The sequence below is a fragment of the Stenotrophomonas sp. X genome, from assembly GCF_055721025.1.
Genome location: NZ_CM146756.1, coordinates 1,248,674 through 1,264,485, shown reverse-complemented (window position 1 = coordinate 1,264,485; position 15,812 = coordinate 1,248,674). Strand labels below are relative to the sequence as shown.

Here is a 15,812-nt window from a genome sequence, read left to right as displayed (position 1 = left end):
CCGTCCTAGTCGGACGGCTCCATAGTTCGCCACTATCGCATCGGTTGAATCAATCGAATTTACCCATTGGTAGGCGCCACCTATCGTGGTCAGGCCTCCCCCGATTCCACCTTTCGCCAGTCCACAGGTAGAGACCCATGAAAAGCGAAGCGAAGTGCCCGTTCAACCATGCCGTCGTCGGCGACGCGACGACCAACCGCGACTGGTGGCCGAACCAGTTGCGCGTGGACCTGCTCAACCAGCATTCGGCGCGCTCCAATCCGCTCGATGCCGGCTTCGATTACGCCAAGGCCTTCAAGGGGCTGGACTACGCCGCGCTGAAGGCGGACCTGAAGGCGCTGATGACCGATTCGCAGGACTGGTGGCCAGCAGACTTCGGGCACTACGGTGGCCTGTTCATCCGCATGGCCTGGCACAGTGCCGGCACCTATCGCATCGGCGACGGCCGCGGCGGCGGCGGTCGTGGCCAGCAGCGCTTCGCACCGCTCAACAGCTGGCCGGACAATGTCAGCCTGGACAAGGCCCGGCGCCTGCTGTGGCCGATCAAGCAAAAGTACGGCCAGGCCATTTCCTGGGCCGACCTGCTCATCCTCACCGGTAACGTCGCTCTGGAATCGATGGGGTTCAAGACCCTGGGCTTTGCCGGCGGCCGCCCCGATACCTGGGAGCCGGACCAGGATGTGTACTGGGGCCGCGAGACCACCTGGCTGGGCGGTGACGTGCGCTACAAGCATGGCTCGGAAGGCGTTGAAGAGAACCATGGCGTGCTCGTATCCGATGACGATGCCGACGGCGACGTGCACTCGCGCACGCTGGAAAACCCGCTGGCCGCAGTGCAGATGGGCCTGATCTACGTCAATCCGGAGGGGCCGGATGGCAACCCGGATCCGGTGCTGGCCGCGCATGACATCCGCGATACGTTCGGCCGCATGGCCATGGACGACGAGGAAACCGTCGCGCTTATCGCCGGCGGCCACAGCTTCGGCAAAACCCACGGTGCCGGCCCGGCCGACAACGTCGGCAAGGAACCGGAAGCCGCCGGGCTGGAAAACCAGGGCCTGGGCTGGGCCAGCAGCTTCCGCAGCGGCAAGGGCGGCGACGCCATCACCAGCGGCCTGGAAGTGACCTGGACGCGCACCCCGGCGCAGTGGAGCCACGATTTCTTCGAAATCCTGTTCGGCAACGAATGGGAGCTGAGCAAGAGCCCGGCCGGTGCCCACCAGTGGGTGGCCAAGAACGCCGAAGCGGTGATTCCCGACGCGCACGACCCGTCGAAGAAGCACCGCCCCACCATGCTCACCACCGACCTGTCGCTGCGCATGGATCCGGCCTACGAAAAGATCTCGCGCCGGTTCCTCGCCGAGCCCCAGGCCTTCGCCGATGCCTTCGCCCGCGCCTGGTTCAAGCTGACCCACCGCGACATGGGCCCGCGCGCACGTTACCTCGGCCCGGAAATTCCGGCCGAACAGTTCATCTGGCAGGACCCGCTGCCGGAAGCACAGCACCCGCTGATCGACGCCAGGGACATCGCCGCGCTGAAGCAGCAGATCGCCGCAGCGGGCCTGAGCGTCGCCGAGCTGGTGTCCACCGCATGGGCGTCGGCTTCGACCTTCCGTGGTTCGGACAAGCGCGGCGGCGCCAACGGTGCGCGCATCCGCCTGGCGCCGCAGAAGGACTGGGAGGTGAACCAGCCGCAGCAGCTGGCCAAGGTGCTGGCCGCGCTGGAAAAGGTGCAGGCCAGCTTCAATGCCGGCGGCAAGCACGTGTCACTGGCCGACCTGATCGTGCTGGCCGGTGGCGTAGGTGTCGAGCAGGCGGCCAAGGCCGGTGGCCATGAGGTCAGCGTGCCGTTCACCCCGGGCCGCACCGATGCCAGCCAGGAACAGACCGACGTCGAATCGTTCGCGGTGCTCGAGCCGGTCGCCGATGGCTTCCGCAATTACCTGAAGGGCGCCTACAGCGTGCCCGGGGAGGCGCTGCTGATCGACAAGGCGCAGCTGCTTACGCTGACCGCGCCGGAGATGACCGTGCTGGTCGGCGGCCTGCGCGTGCTCGGTGCCAATGCCGATGGTGGCAAGCACGGCGTGTTCACCACGCGCCCAGGCACGCTCAGCAACGACTTCTTCGTCAACCTGCTGGACATGGGTACGCAGTGGAAGGCCACCGGCCGCGAAAGCTACGAAGGCCGTGGCCGCACCGACGGCGCTGTGCGCTGGACCGGTACCCGCGCCGACCTGGTGTTCGGCTCAAACGCGGTGCTGCGCGCATTGGCCGAGGTCTATGCCAGCGCCGATGGCGAGAAGAAGTTCGTGCAGGATTTCATCGCCGCCTGGACGCGGGTGATGGAACTGGACCGCTACGACCTGCACGGTTGAGGCGATCGGGGTAGTCGCCGGGCATGGCCCGGCGCTACCGGCGCGCTTCACCGGGTGCGAAGCGTCGGTTCGCATGCTCTCCGCAGCAGGTACGCCATTTCGGCTGGCGTCCCGCAGCGCCTGGACGCAGGCACGGTCCGGCGAGCTCTCGTTGAAGCCGTTGCCACCGCGCTGCGGCGTATCCCGGAAGGTGATGTCGCCGGCGAACGCCGGGGCTGCGTCACAGCGCGTCGATGTCCCCCAGCGCGCGGATCAACCGGCGTGCGCGCTTGTCCGGCTTGTGCTCCGGCGGCTGGAACCCATCGCGCGCGGCGATGCGCAGCGCACGCTGTTCGGCACGACGCGCCTTGGAGGCCTCGCTCTCGGCATACAGCTGCTGCGCCGTCGCTGCGGGCCCGCGCTGATCGCTCAGGCCGAGCACCTGGACCTCGAAATGCTCTTCACCACGGTCGACCTGAAGCTGCTCGCCCACGCGCACCGCGCGTGAGGATTTCGGACGCTGCCCGGCAACGCTGACCTTGCCGGTCTCGATCGCCTGCTTGGCCAGGCTGCGGGTCTTGAAGAAACGGGCCGCCCACAACCAGATGTCCAGGCGGACACTGGGTGACAGCGGGGAAAGCTCGGGCATGGGGGCAGGCTACTCCAGTGGCTTGTTGAGGGGACGCGGGTTGTCCGGGTCGGCGCGGCAGCCGGTGCCGCCGATCAATGGCCGCACCCCGGAGGCCAGGTCCTGGCGCTGGCTGCCGACCAGGCACTCGGGACGGTCGGTTGGCCGGATCTGGGTATCACCCAGCCGGTCGTCCATCGAACATGCGGCCAATACAGCGCTGATCAAGGCCAGCGCCAACCTCCGCTCCACCTGCAGTCGTTGATGCATTGCCACATCCCGCGAACCGGCTTGGTGCTAGTGTGCGCCTCCCGGGATTCGATCACCACTCCATGGCCAAAGCGCCGCTTGACCTGACCTCCGGCCCGATCGGGCGCAATCTCCTGTTGTTCTCCCTGCCGATCCTGGCGGGCAACATCGCGCAGTCGCTGAACGGTTCGGTGAACGCGGTCTGGGTCGGGCGCTTCCTCGGCGAGGCGGCACTGACCGCCACCGCGAACGCCAACAACATCATGTTCTTCCTGATCGGCTCGGTGTTCGGTTTCGGCATGGCCTCCACCATCCTGATCGGCCAGGCGATCGGCGCGCGCGACATCGTGCAGGCGCGGCGCGTGGTCGGCACCAGCGCCACCTTCTTCATCGGCCTGTCGGTGATCATCGCCCTCGCCGGCTGGTTCATGGCCCATCCGCTGCTGGCGGCGATGGGCACGCCGGCCGCTTCGCTGCCATTGGCCGAGGCCTACCTGCAGATCATCTTCCTGGCGATGCCGACGCTGTACGCGTTCGCCTTCCTCACCGCCGCGCTGCGCGGTGCCGGTGACTCGCGTACGCCGTTCCGCTTCCTGATGGTGTCGGTGGCACTGGACATCGTGCTGAACCCGGTGCTGATCTTCGGCATGGGGCCGTTCCCCGCGCTGGGTATCGCCGGCTCGGCCTGGGCCACGCTGGTCGCACAGACGCTGTCGCTGGCCGGCCTGCTGCTGTACATGCGGCACAAGCGCCACACCCTGTGGCTGGGCCGCGCCGACATGCGCCTGTTCAAGCTCGACATGACCATCCTCAAGGCGCTGGTGGTCAAGGGCGTGCCGATGGGCCTGCAGATGGTGCTGATCTCGCTGTCGGTGATCCTGCTGATGACCATGGTCAACCAGTACGGGACCGACACCGGCGCGGGCTACGGCGCTGCCCTGCAACTGTGGAACTACCTGCAGATGCCAGCGATGGCGATCGGTGCAGCGTGCTCTTCGATGGCCGCACAGAACGTGGGGGCGCAGCGCTGGGACCGCGTGCGCGGCACCGCGCGCCAGGGCGTGCTGTTCAACTTCCTGCTGACCGGCGCGTTGATCCTGCCGCTGGTGGTGTTCGATCGCCAGCTGCTGGCGCTGTTCCTGCCACCGGCCAGCCAGGCGCTGGAGATCGCGCGCCACCTCAACCACGTAGTGATCGGCTCGTTCCTGTTCTTCGGCGTCAGCTTCGTGATCTCCGGCGTGGTGCGCTCCACCGGCGCGGTGATTCCGCCGTTGCTGATCCTGGCCGGCTCGCTGTGGGGCGTGCGCGTGCCGTTCGCCGAACTGCTGCAGCCGTACTGGGGCGCCGATGCGATCTGGTGGAGCTTCCCGGTCAGCTCGCTGGTGTCGATGCTGCTGTCGCTGGCGTATTACCGCTGGGGTGGCTGGCGCAAGGCGAAGATGATGGGCAAACCTTCGCACGCCGAAGAACTGGCCACGCCGTCAGAAATTCCGGCCTGCCCACCGTCGCCGGTGGCCGACCCGGATGCGGCACTGGAGCCAGCGCCGCCACGTTGAGGTGGGTGCGGACCGTTGGTCCGCACAGGCCTGTCAGCCGAGCATGGGCTCGGCTCTACAGAAGACGGTCAGCGCTTCTTCTTCGCCGCGTTGAACGTCGCCGCCGCGCGCAGCAGCGCCTTGAACGCAGCGGCATCCGGCATCGCGCCTTGATGGATATCGATCGCGCGCCGGGTGTTGCCGTCCAGGCTGGCATTGAACAGGCCCTTCGGGTCCGGCAGCGCCGCGCCGTGGGCGAAGGTCAGTTTCACCGCCTGCCTGTAGGTCTCGCCGGTGCACAGGATGCCGTCCTGCTCCCACACCGGCGTGCCGCGCCACTTCCAGGTTTCCTGCACGTCGGGCAGGGCTTCATGGATCAAGGCGCGCACGCGTGCCAGCGTTTCGCCGCGCCAGTCACCCAGTTCGGCGATGCGCGCGTCGATCAGTTCAGCCGCCGGTGTTCCGGCATCGGCAGGGTTCGGTGCATGCGTGACCATCAGCGGCTCTCGTCGGGAAGGGAATCGAAACGTCGGGGTTACATGCGCTCGCCGGGCAACGCGGCGGCCTGGCGCACCCAGTCGCGGAACTGCGTTTCATCCAACGGGGCATCTTCGAAGATGTGCAGGTAACGCGTATTGGCGCTCCTGGACGGCTCGGGCGGCACTGGCGCCAGTGCCGCGCCGCGGAAGAACGCCACCTTGATGTAGCGGGTGAAGCAATGGAAGCTGAGAAACCACCCTTCGCCCGGCGCAACCGCATACATCGGCGAGTTCCACTTCACCGCCTTGTGCACGCCAGGTACGGCCTGCTCGATCAATGCATCCAGTCGCGCGCCGATCGCACGTTTCCAATCCGGCATGGCGGCGATGTATGCCTGCACGGGCGCATCGCCCTCGCCCTTGGCGATCTGCGGGTTGCCACCGGACAGCAGCGTGGGCGCAGTGGAAGGTGCGGTTCGCTTGGCAGGCATCGCACGATACGTCCATCGGGATGAAGCTGCAGCCTAGCGCAGGCCCGCCGGGTGGTCACGGCGCAGTGCGCCATCGGCTCAATCGGCCTGCCGCGCCCGGAACCGGCGCCAGTCCGGCAGCTTGCGGTGGCGGCGCAGCGAGCGCATCAGCGCCGCCATCACCATGCCGAACAGCGCTCCGGCCAACAGGCCGGCCACCAGCAACAGCACCAGCGGACGTTCGCTGCCCTGCCACAGCATCAGCCACATCAGCGCGGTCCAGAACAGCCCGAACAACAGGCCCTGCACCAACGCATTGGTACCAAAACCAGCCAGGATCGGTGGTGGCAGCGCGATGCCCGCGCGCCATAGCAGGCGGTGCAGCAACGGCGCCGACTGCACGCGCGCCAGCCCCTTGCCGTCGAGAAAGCGCAGCGCCGACTGGATCACGGCGGGATAGCGCGGGTTGATATCGTTCATCAGCTGATCGTGGCCGATGCGATGCCGGAAACGCAAACGGCCACCCGAAGGTGGCCGTCGCGGCAACAACCGAAGTTGTTTATCAGGCCTTGTCGGCCAGACGGGCAGCCTTGGCGGCAGCAGCGGCAGCCAGGTCTTCCTTGATGCGGGCAGCCTTGCCTTCCAGGCCACGCAGGTAGTACAGCTTGCCGGCGCGGACCTTACCACGACGCTTCACTTCGACCGAGTCGATGATGGCGCTGTGGGTCTGGAAAACGCGCTCGACGCCGTAGCCGTGCGAGATCTTGCGGACGGTGAACGAGGAGTTCAGGCCGGCATTCTTGGTGGCGATGACGACGCCTTCGTAGGCCTGCACGCGCTCGCGGCTGCCTTCCTTCACCTTCACGTTGACGACAACGGTGTCGCCCTGGCTGAACTTCGGCAGTTCACGGGTGATCTGGGCGGATTCGAATTCCGCGACGATGGACTTGTTCAGCTTGCTCATGGGTTACACCGATTCTTGTTCGGGTGGGCGTGTCGTATCGACAACGTGGGCTCATGCAGTCACCGGACTGTGCTGCACGTTTGTTTTGGGTACTGCGCGCGCCAACCGGGGCTGGCGGGAATTGGCCATGATAGCCGATAAAGCCAGCCCTGCGCTAGGGGCTGGCCTTCTGGTTCCGGGCCTGGCGGCCCTGCTCCAGCAGTTTGCGGTCGGCCTTGCCCAGTGCCTGTTCATCCAGCAGGTCCGGGCGCCGCTGGGCGGTCCGGAGCAGCGACTGCTGGCGGCGCCAGGCGGCGATGGCCGCGTGGTTGCCCGAGCGCAGCACCTCCGGCACGTCCCCCAGCGGGTGCTGGGCCGGCTGGCTGTAATGCGGGCAGTCGAGCAGACCGAGGTCGCCCTCGAAGCTGTCCTGCGCCGCCGACTCCGCATCGTTCAGGGCACCGTCCTGCAGGCGGGCCACGGCGTCGATGATCACCGCCGCGCCCAGCTCGCCCCCGGACAGCACGTAGTCGCCGAGGGAGATTTCCTCGTCGACATTGGCCTCCAGGAAACGCTCGTCGATGCCCTCGTAGCGGCCACAGAGCAGGACCATGCGCGGCAGCGCCGCCAGTTCCCGCACCTTGGCCTGGGTCAACGGCGCGCCCTGCGGACTGAGGTAGATCACCCGCGCAGGGGTTGGATCGGCCTCTCGGATCGCCTGCAGGCAGGCCTGCAGCGGCTCGATCAGCATCACCATGCCCGGGCCACCACCGAACGGACGGTCGTCCACCCGGCGGTAGTTGCCTTCGGCGTAATCACGGGGGTTCCAGCCATGCAGGCTGAACAGTCCCTTCTCCTGCGCGCGCCCGACCACGCCCAGTCCAGCGGACTGGGCGAGGAACTCGGGAAACAGGGTGATGACGTCGAAACGCATGCTCGCACTCAGAACTCGGGGTCCCAGTCGACCAAGATCAGGTTGGCCTCGAAATCGACCGATTTGACGAAGTCCGGCTGCACGAACGGAATCATCCGCTCGCGGTCACCCCGGACCACCACCACGTCATTGGCGCCGGTGCTGAACAGGTGCGAGACCTGGCCCAGGGCGACGCCCTCGGTGGTCTTCACATCCAGGCCTTCCAGGTCCACCCAGTAATACTCATCGGGCTTCGGCGGCGGCAAGGCACTGCGGGCCACGTAGATCTCGGTGCCGCGCATCGCTTCGACCACATCGCGATCCTCGACCCCGGGAAAACGGGCCACCAGGTGCTTGCCGCTGTCGCGGCCGCGTACACCCTCAACCGTGGTTTCCACGCCGGACGGGCTGCGCACGATCCACGGCTGGTAACGGAAAATGGCGGAACGAGGCTCGGTCCAGGACTCGAGCTTGATTTCGCCGCGCACACCAAAAGCGCCGACAACCCTGCCCAGCAGGATGCGGCGCTCGATATCTTTCATCTGCTTCAACCAAGAGGGCCACGCCGAAGCGTGGCCCGTCAGGATCAGGCCGCAGCGGCCTGGGACTTGGTCGCTTCCTTGATCAGGTTGCGGACCTTGTCGGTCGGCTGGGCGCCGTTCTTGACCCAATGGTCAACGCGGGCCAGGTCCAGCTCGATGCGCTTCTCGGCGCCCTGGGCGACCGGGTTGTAGAAGCCAACGCGCTCGATGTTGCGGCCGTCGCGCGCGCTGCGCACGTCGGTGACGATGATGTGGTAGAACGGACGCTTCTTGGCGCCGCCGCGGGTCAGTCGGATCTTGACCATGGTGTTTTTCCTATTGCCCAGTCGCCAGGATGGCGAGGTAAGCTGGCGATTATAGCGGCAGATCGCGGCCGGGCCAACCCCGGGGGGTCAGATCGCTTTTGTGCCGCAAAAGGGGGCTGACCCCAATCCCTGCCAGGCCACCGCCGCCAGCATCACCCTGCCCTGTTCAGCCAGCGCCTGCGAGCCGGGCAGGACATGCCCGTCAATGGCCTCCAGCGCCCACAGGCCGCTGGCGTTGCAGGCAAAAGCCGCCTTCACGCCGGCCAGATCGGCCAGCGGCAGCGGCTGAGTGACCTGAGGTCCCGGCCAATGCTGCTTCAGCAGCGCCTCAGCCGTACCGCGCAGGGCCGGCGCCTGCGGCCAGAGCAGCCGTTCACCATCGTGCACGGCCAGGTTCCAGGTACTGCCTTCACTCACTTCGCCATCGGCGGTCACGAACAGCGCATCGTCGAATCCGGCCGCCAGCGCCGCGCGGCGTTCGGCGAACAAACCAAACGTGCCGACGTGCTTGATCTGCGGCAGTTCACGCTGCCAGGCCACGCTGCGCACGCGCTTGGCGACGGTCAGCGTCACCGGCGCTGACACCGCCACCAGCACGTCCACCGGCACCGCCGCCAGCGGATTGCGGAAATCGAAGCGGCGCGAGTACACCGTCACCCGCAGCGAGGCATCGGCCTGCCCTGACTGCTGCAATGCCTGCGCCATCCATGCCTGTACCTGCACCGTGTCCAGTTCGCTGCCGAACAGTTCGCGCGTAGCCTGTGACAGCCGCGCCAGATGCAGGTCCAGCCCCTGCACTGCACCACCACGCACCTGCAGCGAGGTGAAGTGGCCGTAATTCACCAGCGCCGGCAGGAGATCCTCCACCTGCGCCGCCCGGCCGTTGCAGCTCACCATCATGGCAGCAGTGCCTGCGCCTGTTCCCACATGCCGCGCAGCACGTCGGCGGCCGGCTGCGCCGGCGCCATCCACGCCGACTGCCCGGCCCAGGCCTGCATCGCCGCCAGACGATTCTCCTGTGCCGCCTGCCTGCGCATCGGGGCGGTCAGGCCGCGCTGCACCGGGTATGGACGCGGCGCGGGGGCGCCTTCTGCGGCAGCGGCGCGCACATAGGGCGTCGCCAGGCCACGGCCCAGGCGACCACTGAAGGCGCGGGTCGGCCAGGTGTCTTCCGGTTCGCTGGCGGCCAGCCCATCGGCCCACGCCGAAGCAATCGCCGCTTCCGGCGTGCGCAGGAAGGCGGTGCCGATCTGCACCGCACTGGCGCCCAAGGTGAGTGCGGCAGCGATGCCACGGCCATCGGCGATGCCGCCGGCGGCAATCACCGGAATCTGCAGCTGATCGGCCAGGCGCGGCAGCAGCGCAAACAGTCCCACCAGCTGGCGCTCGGCCATCGCCGGATCAAAGGAACCACGATGGCCGCCGGCCTCCGCGCCCTGCGCCACCACCGCATCGGCACCGGCGTCCTGTGCCGCGCGCGCTTCGGACAAGGTGGTGGCACAGGCGATCCAGGCGATGCCGGCGTCCTTCAACTGCTGCACGTGGCGCGGCAACAGCACGCCCATGATGGTCGAGGCCACCGCAGGACGCGCCGCCAGCAGTGCGGCGAACTGTTCTTCGAAGTCGGCCGGCGTGGCGTCGGCGGCACTGGCGGGCACCTCCGGGCCCCATTGCGCGAGGAAGGCGCGGCTGGCGGCCTCGGCGGCAACGTCACGGGCAGGTACAGGGTCCGGCATCCACAGGTTCACCTGCGCCGGACCGCTGGAGGCTGCGCGGAAGTCATCCATCCAGCGACCGATATCGGCCGAAGAGGACAACACCGCGCCCATTGCGCCCATGCTGCCGGCGTTGGCCAGCGCAGCCGACAACGGTACCGGGCAGGCACCGGCCATCGGTGCCAGCAGGATCGGAACGGAAACGCCAAAGCGCCGGCAGAACGCCTCGGCGCGGGAAGCTACAGCGGAACTCTGCATGACGGCCCATCGTTTCGGACAGGCCCCCATGGTGCGCGCAGGACAGGGGAAGAGTCGAGCCTGCTGCCCGACGGCCTGCTGCGGCGCTTGCGCCGCCGCCCGAGCGTGGGCCCGGGCGCTACATCAGATTGCGGAGGGGGCCGTCATCAACGGAACGGCATGCCGCGGCCGCCCATGGCGCCCATCATGCCCTTCATGCTGCGCAACATGCCCTTCATGCCACCGCCGGCCATCTTGCTCATCATCTTTTCCATCTGCATGTACTGCTTCATCAGCTTGTTGACGTCGGCCGGCGTCACGCCCGAGCCCTTGGCGATGCGCGCGCGGCGCGAGCCGTTGAGCAGGTTCGGATTGCGCCGTTCCTTCTTGGTCATCGAGCCGATGATGGCGATCATGCGCGGCACTTCCTTGCCCTGGCTGACCTGCTGCTTCAGATGGTCGGGGATGTTGCCCAGGCCCGGCAGCTTGTCCATCAGGCCGCCGATGCCGCCCATGTTCTGCATCTGCTCCAGCTGGTCACGCATGTCGTTCAAGTCGAATTTCTTGCCCTTGGCGACCTTCTCGGCCAGCTTGGCGGCCTTGTCCTTGTCGACCTGCTGCTCGACCTGCTCGACCAGCGACAGCACGTCGCCCATGTCGAGGATGCGGCTGGCGATACGGTCCGGGTGGAACACGTCCAGGCCTTCCGGCTTTTCACTGACACCGACGAACTTGATCGGCTTGCCGGTGATGTAGCGCACGCTCAGCGCGGCGCCGCCGCGGGCGTCACCGTCGGTCTTGGTCAGCACCACGCCGGTCAGCGGCAGGGCATCGCCGAAGGCCTTGGCGGTATTGGCCGCGTCCTGGCCGGTCATGGCATCGACCACGAACAGCGTTTCGGCCGGATTCACCGCAGCGTGCAGGGCCTTGATCTCGGCCATCATCGCTTCGTCGATGGCCAGGCGGCCGGCGGTATCGACCAGCAGCACGTCGACGAACGACTTGCGTGCATCGTCGATGGCGGCGCGGACGATGGCTTCCGGCTTCTGGTCGGCACTGGACGGGAAGAACAGCACGCCGACCTGCTCGGCCAGGGTCTTCAGCTGTTCGATCGCGGCCGGACGGTAGACGTCGGCCGAGACCACCATCACCTTCTTCTTGCGCTTTTCCTTCAGGTGCTTGGCCAGCTTGCCCACGGTGGTGGTCTTGCCGGCGCCCTGCAGGCCCGCCATCAGGATGATGGCCGGGGCGGGCACGTTGAGGTTCAGGTCGCTGGCTTCGGCGCCCATCACCGCAGTCAGCTCGTCGCGCACGATCTTGATCAGCGCCTGGCCCGGGGTCAGCGACTTCAGCACTTCCTGGCCGACCGCGCGCACCTTGATGCGCTCGATCAGGGCCTGCACCACCGGCAGCGCAACGTCGGCCTCGAGCAGCGCGATGCGCACTTCGCGGGTCGCCTCGCGGATGTTCTCCTCGGTCAGGCGGCCACGGCCACGCAGGCGCTCGATGGTGCCGGAAAGGCGCTGGGTCAGGGACTCGAACATGCGGCGCAACCTGTCTGAAAGCGGGGGACAATAAGGCAGACAGTATAACGGGTCCGGCTGTCTCCCCGGACTGCGGCCACGGGGCCGTCGCCAGCATCACGGGGGTATGCGAAACTGCAACGATGACAATCGTTCTCATCGCCGTCCTGCTCTACCTGGCTGCCAGTGCCCTGCTGGTGCGCGCGCTTGGCCGCGATGAGACGACCGGCTCCCCCATCTGGCTGTGGCCGGCCCTGCCCGCCATGCTGCTGCACGGCGGCTACCACGTGATGGTGGCGATGCGCACCAACGGCGGGCCGGACATGCACTTCTTCGCCGCACTGTCGCTGGTCGGCCTGGGCATGGCCTGGCTGACGTCGCTGGTCGGCGCGCGCGGGCGGATGTCGGCGCTGGGCGTGGTGGTGTTCCCGCTGGCCGCCGTGCTGCTGCTGGCCTACCACGGTTACGGCCACGAACCGAGCAAGGTACTGGGCTGGCGCCTGGCCAGCCACGCCTGGCTGGCCCTGCTGGCCTACGCCACGCTGAGCATCGCCGCGTTGCTGGCGATCATGCTGTGGCTGCAGGAACGCGCGCTGCGCCGCCGCGAGTTCCGGCCTTGGCTGCGGGCACTGCCGCCGCTGGCCGACCTGGAATCACTGCTGTTCCGGGTGATCACCGTCGGCTTCGCGCTGCTGACCCTGACCCTGGTCACCGGGGTGCTGTTCGTCGACGACCTGCTGGCGCAGAAGCTGGTGCACAAGACCGTGCTGAGCGTGCTGTCGTGGATCGTGTTCGGCGTGCTGCTGATCGGCCGCCGGCGCTACGGCTGGCGCGGCATGAAGGCGGTGCACTGGACGCTGGCAGCGATGCTGTTGCTGCTGCTGGCCTTCTTCGGCAGCCAGTTCGTGATCGAACTGGTGTTCGGGCATTCGCGATAAAGGCGTGCCGACCAACGGTCGGCACCCACCCCAGCATCACCGGGTAGTGCCGGCCGCTGGACCGCACCATGCGTGGATGCCGTGGGCGGTCAAGGCAGCGGCTGGGCCAGGATTTTCCGCACCGAACGACCACTGTTGGTGACGATGTCATCAACCTGCCAGCACCCCTGCCCGTGGCGCACCATCGGCAGGCGGGTCAGGTAGGCCTTCTTCCACACCGAATAGCGCATCTCGACCTGGCCGGCGGAGGCCGAAGCCTCCTTCCAGCTGTAGCGCACCGGGGTTTCGATGTCACCGTCCTGCGCATCCAGCCACGGATCCGAATCGATCGTGCAGATGCCCTCTTCGCGCTGCTGGCAGGCGCGCTCTCCACGCAGTGCCTTGCCGAAGGCAGGGCTGACCAGCGCGGCCGGCGGCTCCAGCAGGTCACCGTTGCCGGTCGTCGCCTCGTAGAAAGCGCGGGCGACAGCCGCAGGCTCCTGGCATGCGGGTGCAGCCTGTGCGGTAGGGGCCAGCAGCACCCCGGCGATCACGAACATCCTTGTCCCGCGCATATCGCGTTCCTTGGTGATGATGATTCGTTGTAGAGCCGAGCCCATGCTCGGCTGATTATCCGCATGAGCCGAGCGCAGGCTCGGCTCTACACGAGCCTGGGGCCTACAACCCGTAACGCTCGATCACGTCCAGATGCGGCTGGCGATCCTGGTCACAGGCTTCAGCCAGGCGCAACCAGCAATGCGGATGCGGCCACGTCGCGGTGTGCTGCTGCAGGAAGCGGTGCAGTGCCAGCGGTGCGTGGTCCTGCGGCTGGGCCACGGTGAACAGCAGGCCGGGCAGCGTCCCCTCTTCCACATCGGGGTCGGTGACGGTGTAGTCCGGCCGGCTGTGTGACCACACTCTCCAACCCTGTGCTTCGGCCGCCTCGACGAAGGCATTCCAGGCCTCCTCGCCCGGGTGCGCGCCATCGATCATCCAGCTGCGGGCGAAGCCGCCGCGCTCCAGCACATGCACCTGCGCATAGGTCGGGATGAAATGCTCGCGTGCTTCCTCCTCCTCGGGTGCCGGATGCACCAGCGCGGCATCGAACACCACCCAGTCGCCCACCTGCTGGGCGCGGTTGGACGGCGCGTTCTCGACGATGCGCGCGGTCACCGGACCGCTGCGACGGGCGTAGTACTCCATCGGCTCGCCGTTTTCTTCGCTGCGGATGATCACCCAGCCCCACGGCTCCTCTACCACGCCGTCCTGGCTGGACAATTCCATGCCAAGCGCCGACGCCGAGCGGCGCACGGCGTCCCAGTCGCGCGCGGCGCTGGCTGCGCTCATGTGGTCCCAATGCGCGGCATTGGGCTCGTCCAGCAGCTCCACCAGCTGTGCATAACAGGCCTGGGCCTCGCTGAAACGGCCGGTTTCCATGTACATGCGCGCCAGCGTGCCGCGCGCGCCGTGCGAGCCCGGAGACAGCTCCAGAAGCGATCGGGCCGCCTGCTCCAGCGCCGGCCAGTCGGACACGCGGCGTGCACGCTGCACCTCGCACCAGTGCGCGAACACGGGCACGCTGCCGCGATACAGATCGGCCAGCTGGCGCAGTCCGTCGTCGTCGCCCTGTTCGGCCAGCCAGCGCATCAACGTGTAGGCCACGGGGCCATCGTGCTGCACATGGCCGCGTACGAACCGCCACAGCAGCGACCGCGCCTCGGCCTGCGCGCCGCAGGCATTCAGTGCCGAGGCGGCCATGTCGGCCAGCGCCTCGTCATCTGGCAGCTCGGCATGCGCCTGCAGCAACCACTGCGCTTCGCGCTCGGGATCGCGCGACTGGTTCTGTTCGCCCTGCGCGTCCAGCCATGCCAGCAGCTCGCCCGCCGGCACCGGCAGCGGCGCGACGTCCGGCAATGCCTCGATGCGCGCGGCCAGGCCGGCCACCAGCGCCGCAGCACCCCGATCCTGGCGCAGCTGCGCCAGATGGGTGCGGGCCAGTTCCAGCTGCCGCAGTGCGACCCAGCGCGCGCCACGCTGCAGCGCCAGCTCCAGGCTCAGCGCCGCCACTTCGATCAGCAGGCGATGCGAACCAACCCGGGCGAAGTGCTCGATGATGGTGTTGAAGCGCGTGCCCAGGTCCCAGCTGTTGCGCGCAGGATCCCGCTGGCACAGCGCTGCCGCGGTGTTTGCCCACAGCCGCCAGTAGTTCGGGGTCAGTTCGCTCCACGGCACCAGCTGCTGCAGCGCCTCTTCGTCGCGGCCCAGCTGGGCCAGCGCCCAGGCCTTGGACAGGCGGCGCGGCACCGTGCAGTTGGCCGGCTCGTACTCTCCGGACGCAGCAACTTCGGCCTCCCGTTTCTCGATCAGCGCCAGTGCCTCATCGGCACGGCCCATGCCCAGCAGGATCTTGATCTGCATCTCCGGGAAGCTGTCGAACACTTCCTTGCCACAGGCTTCCACGGCATCGGCCTGCACCTGCAGGTAATCCAGCGCCGCCTGGCCACGGCCATCATCGAGCAGCGCATCGGCCTTCTCGCAGCTCAGGCACTGGAAACAGGCCCAGCTCGGATCGATGCGGCCAAGGGTTTCGTCGCAGACCTCGATGCGCTCGGGCACCCAGCCCGGGCCGTCGATGTTGCCGTAGCAGGCGGCCAGGTCCTGGGTCACGCAGATCGACTGCGGGCATTCCAGGGTGTCCTCGCGGTGCGCGCGCTCGAACAGCGCTACGGCTTCGCCGAGTGCGCTCTCGCCTTCCACGCGGTTGCCGACGCGGTTGCGCAGCGCCCAGTGGCCGACGTAGACGTCAACCCACGGGTTGTCCAGCGCCTTGCCCAGGGCGCGTGCTTCGGGCAGCAGCGCATCGACGCGGTCGATCTGCAGTTCACTGACCTCGTCGGCGAGACGGTTCAGCAGGTGCGCGTTCTGCGCCTGGCCGGCCTGGCGCAGGTCACCCTGCAGCTTTTCGACCCAGTTCCAGATGTCCATGGGGGTAATTGCTCCTG

At 67.6% G+C, this 15,812-nt stretch carries 17 protein-coding genes; 3 read left to right on the top strand and 14 right to left on the bottom strand.

Annotation, left to right across the window (positions count from 1 at the left end):
* Positions 1-137: 137 nt before the first annotated feature.
* Positions 138-2,375, top strand: coding sequence for a catalase/peroxidase HPI (katG, locus tag ACZ75I_RS05815; RefSeq protein ID WP_134967844.1), 2,238 nt, complete (start codon positions 138-140; stop codon positions 2,373-2,375).
* Between the two features lie 220 nt (positions 2,376-2,595).
* On the opposite strand, the gene ACZ75I_RS05810 is transcribed toward katG, so the two are convergent.
* Together ACZ75I_RS05810 and ACZ75I_RS05805 are read right to left on the bottom strand one after the other, a co-directional pair.
* Positions 2,596-3,003: an RNA-binding S4 domain-containing protein gene (locus ACZ75I_RS05810; RefSeq protein ID WP_005415742.1), complete on the bottom strand. Its 408-nt coding sequence runs from the start codon at positions 3,001-3,003 to the stop codon at positions 2,596-2,598.
* A 9-nt stretch (positions 3,004-3,012) separates the two neighbouring features.
* Positions 3,013-3,252, bottom strand: a complete 240-nt coding sequence (locus ACZ75I_RS05805) for a hypothetical protein (protein WP_061479154.1) — start codon at positions 3,250-3,252, stop codon at positions 3,013-3,015.
* 62 nt (positions 3,253-3,314) lie between these two features.
* Here ACZ75I_RS05805 and ACZ75I_RS05800 point away from each other — a divergent pair, with 62 nt between their 5' ends.
* Positions 3,315-4,787 (top strand): MATE family efflux transporter, encoded by a 1,473-nt coding sequence (locus ACZ75I_RS05800; RefSeq protein ID WP_180869354.1) that lies wholly within the window; start codon positions 3,315-3,317, stop codon positions 4,785-4,787.
* Between the two features lie 68 nt (positions 4,788-4,855).
* Here ACZ75I_RS05800 and ACZ75I_RS05795 read toward each other — a convergent pair whose 3' ends face one another.
* The 10 genes from ACZ75I_RS05795 to ffh all read right to left on the bottom strand — a co-directional run bounded on the left by ACZ75I_RS05795 (position 4,856) and on the right by ffh (position 11,914).
* Entirely contained in the window at positions 4,856-5,263 is a 408-nt protein-coding gene (locus ACZ75I_RS05795) for a DUF1801 domain-containing protein (protein WP_061479152.1), read from the bottom strand.
* A 38-nt stretch (positions 5,264-5,301) separates the two neighbouring features.
* The gene (locus ACZ75I_RS05790) at positions 5,302-5,736 is read right to left on the bottom strand and encodes a DUF1801 domain-containing protein (protein ID WP_242890018.1); all 435 of its coding nucleotides are present in this window, start codon (positions 5,734-5,736) and stop codon (positions 5,302-5,304) included.
* 78 nt (positions 5,737-5,814) lie between these two features.
* Positions 5,815-6,195, bottom strand: a complete 381-nt coding sequence (locus tag ACZ75I_RS05785) for a DUF6404 family protein (protein WP_134967842.1) — start codon at positions 6,193-6,195, stop codon at positions 5,815-5,817.
* An 82-nt stretch (positions 6,196-6,277) separates the two neighbouring features.
* Positions 6,278-6,679, bottom strand: coding sequence for a 50S ribosomal protein L19 (rplS, locus tag ACZ75I_RS05780; RefSeq protein WP_005415736.1), 402 nt, complete (start codon positions 6,677-6,679; stop codon positions 6,278-6,280).
* 154 nt (positions 6,680-6,833) lie between these two features.
* Positions 6,834-7,592, bottom strand: coding sequence for a tRNA (guanosine(37)-N1)-methyltransferase TrmD (gene trmD / locus ACZ75I_RS05775; protein ID WP_005415735.1), 759 nt, complete (start codon positions 7,590-7,592; stop codon positions 6,834-6,836).
* An 8-nt stretch (positions 7,593-7,600) separates the two neighbouring features.
* Positions 7,601-8,113 carry a ribosome maturation factor RimM gene (gene rimM, locus ACZ75I_RS05770; RefSeq protein WP_346476514.1) on the bottom strand — a complete coding sequence of 171 codons (513 nt, stop codon included), beginning with the start codon at positions 8,111-8,113 and terminating at the stop codon, positions 7,601-7,603.
* A gap of 44 nt (positions 8,114-8,157) precedes the next feature.
* Positions 8,158-8,418, bottom strand: a complete 261-nt coding sequence (gene rpsP / locus ACZ75I_RS05765) for a 30S ribosomal protein S16 (RefSeq protein ID WP_005415733.1) — start codon at positions 8,416-8,418, stop codon at positions 8,158-8,160.
* Between the two features lie 87 nt (positions 8,419-8,505).
* Positions 8,506-9,318: an aminotransferase class IV family protein gene (locus ACZ75I_RS05760; RefSeq protein WP_346476513.1), complete on the bottom strand. Its 813-nt coding sequence runs from the start codon at positions 9,316-9,318 to the stop codon at positions 8,506-8,508.
* A complete protein-coding gene (locus tag ACZ75I_RS05755; RefSeq protein WP_061479149.1) occupies positions 9,315-10,391 on the bottom strand; it encodes an NAD(P)H-dependent flavin oxidoreductase in 1,077 nt (358 codons plus the stop codon). The genes ACZ75I_RS05760 and ACZ75I_RS05755 overlap by 4 nt, the downstream gene beginning before the upstream one ends.
* Positions 10,392-10,537: 146 nt before the next feature.
* Complete coding sequence (gene ffh, locus ACZ75I_RS05750; RefSeq protein WP_472958807.1) at positions 10,538-11,914, bottom strand: signal recognition particle protein; 1,377 nt, start codon at positions 11,912-11,914, stop codon at positions 10,538-10,540.
* A 122-nt stretch (positions 11,915-12,036) separates the two neighbouring features.
* Between ffh and ACZ75I_RS05745 the strand changes: the two genes are divergently transcribed.
* Complete coding sequence (locus ACZ75I_RS05745) at positions 12,037-12,831, top strand: cytochrome C assembly family protein (protein ID WP_005415730.1); 795 nt, start codon at positions 12,037-12,039, stop codon at positions 12,829-12,831.
* 89 nt (positions 12,832-12,920) lie between these two features.
* Here the strand turns inward: ACZ75I_RS05745 and ACZ75I_RS05740 are convergent, their stop codons facing one another.
* Positions 12,921-13,385 carry a YqhG/Tai3 family protein gene (locus ACZ75I_RS05740; RefSeq protein ID WP_472958806.1) on the bottom strand — a complete coding sequence of 155 codons (465 nt, stop codon included), beginning with the start codon at positions 13,383-13,385 and terminating at the stop codon, positions 12,921-12,923.
* A 103-nt stretch (positions 13,386-13,488) separates the two neighbouring features.
* Positions 13,489-15,795: a tetratricopeptide repeat protein gene (locus tag ACZ75I_RS05735; RefSeq protein WP_472958805.1), complete on the bottom strand. Its 2,307-nt coding sequence runs from the start codon at positions 15,793-15,795 to the stop codon at positions 13,489-13,491.
* Positions 15,796-15,812 lie beyond the last annotated feature (17 nt).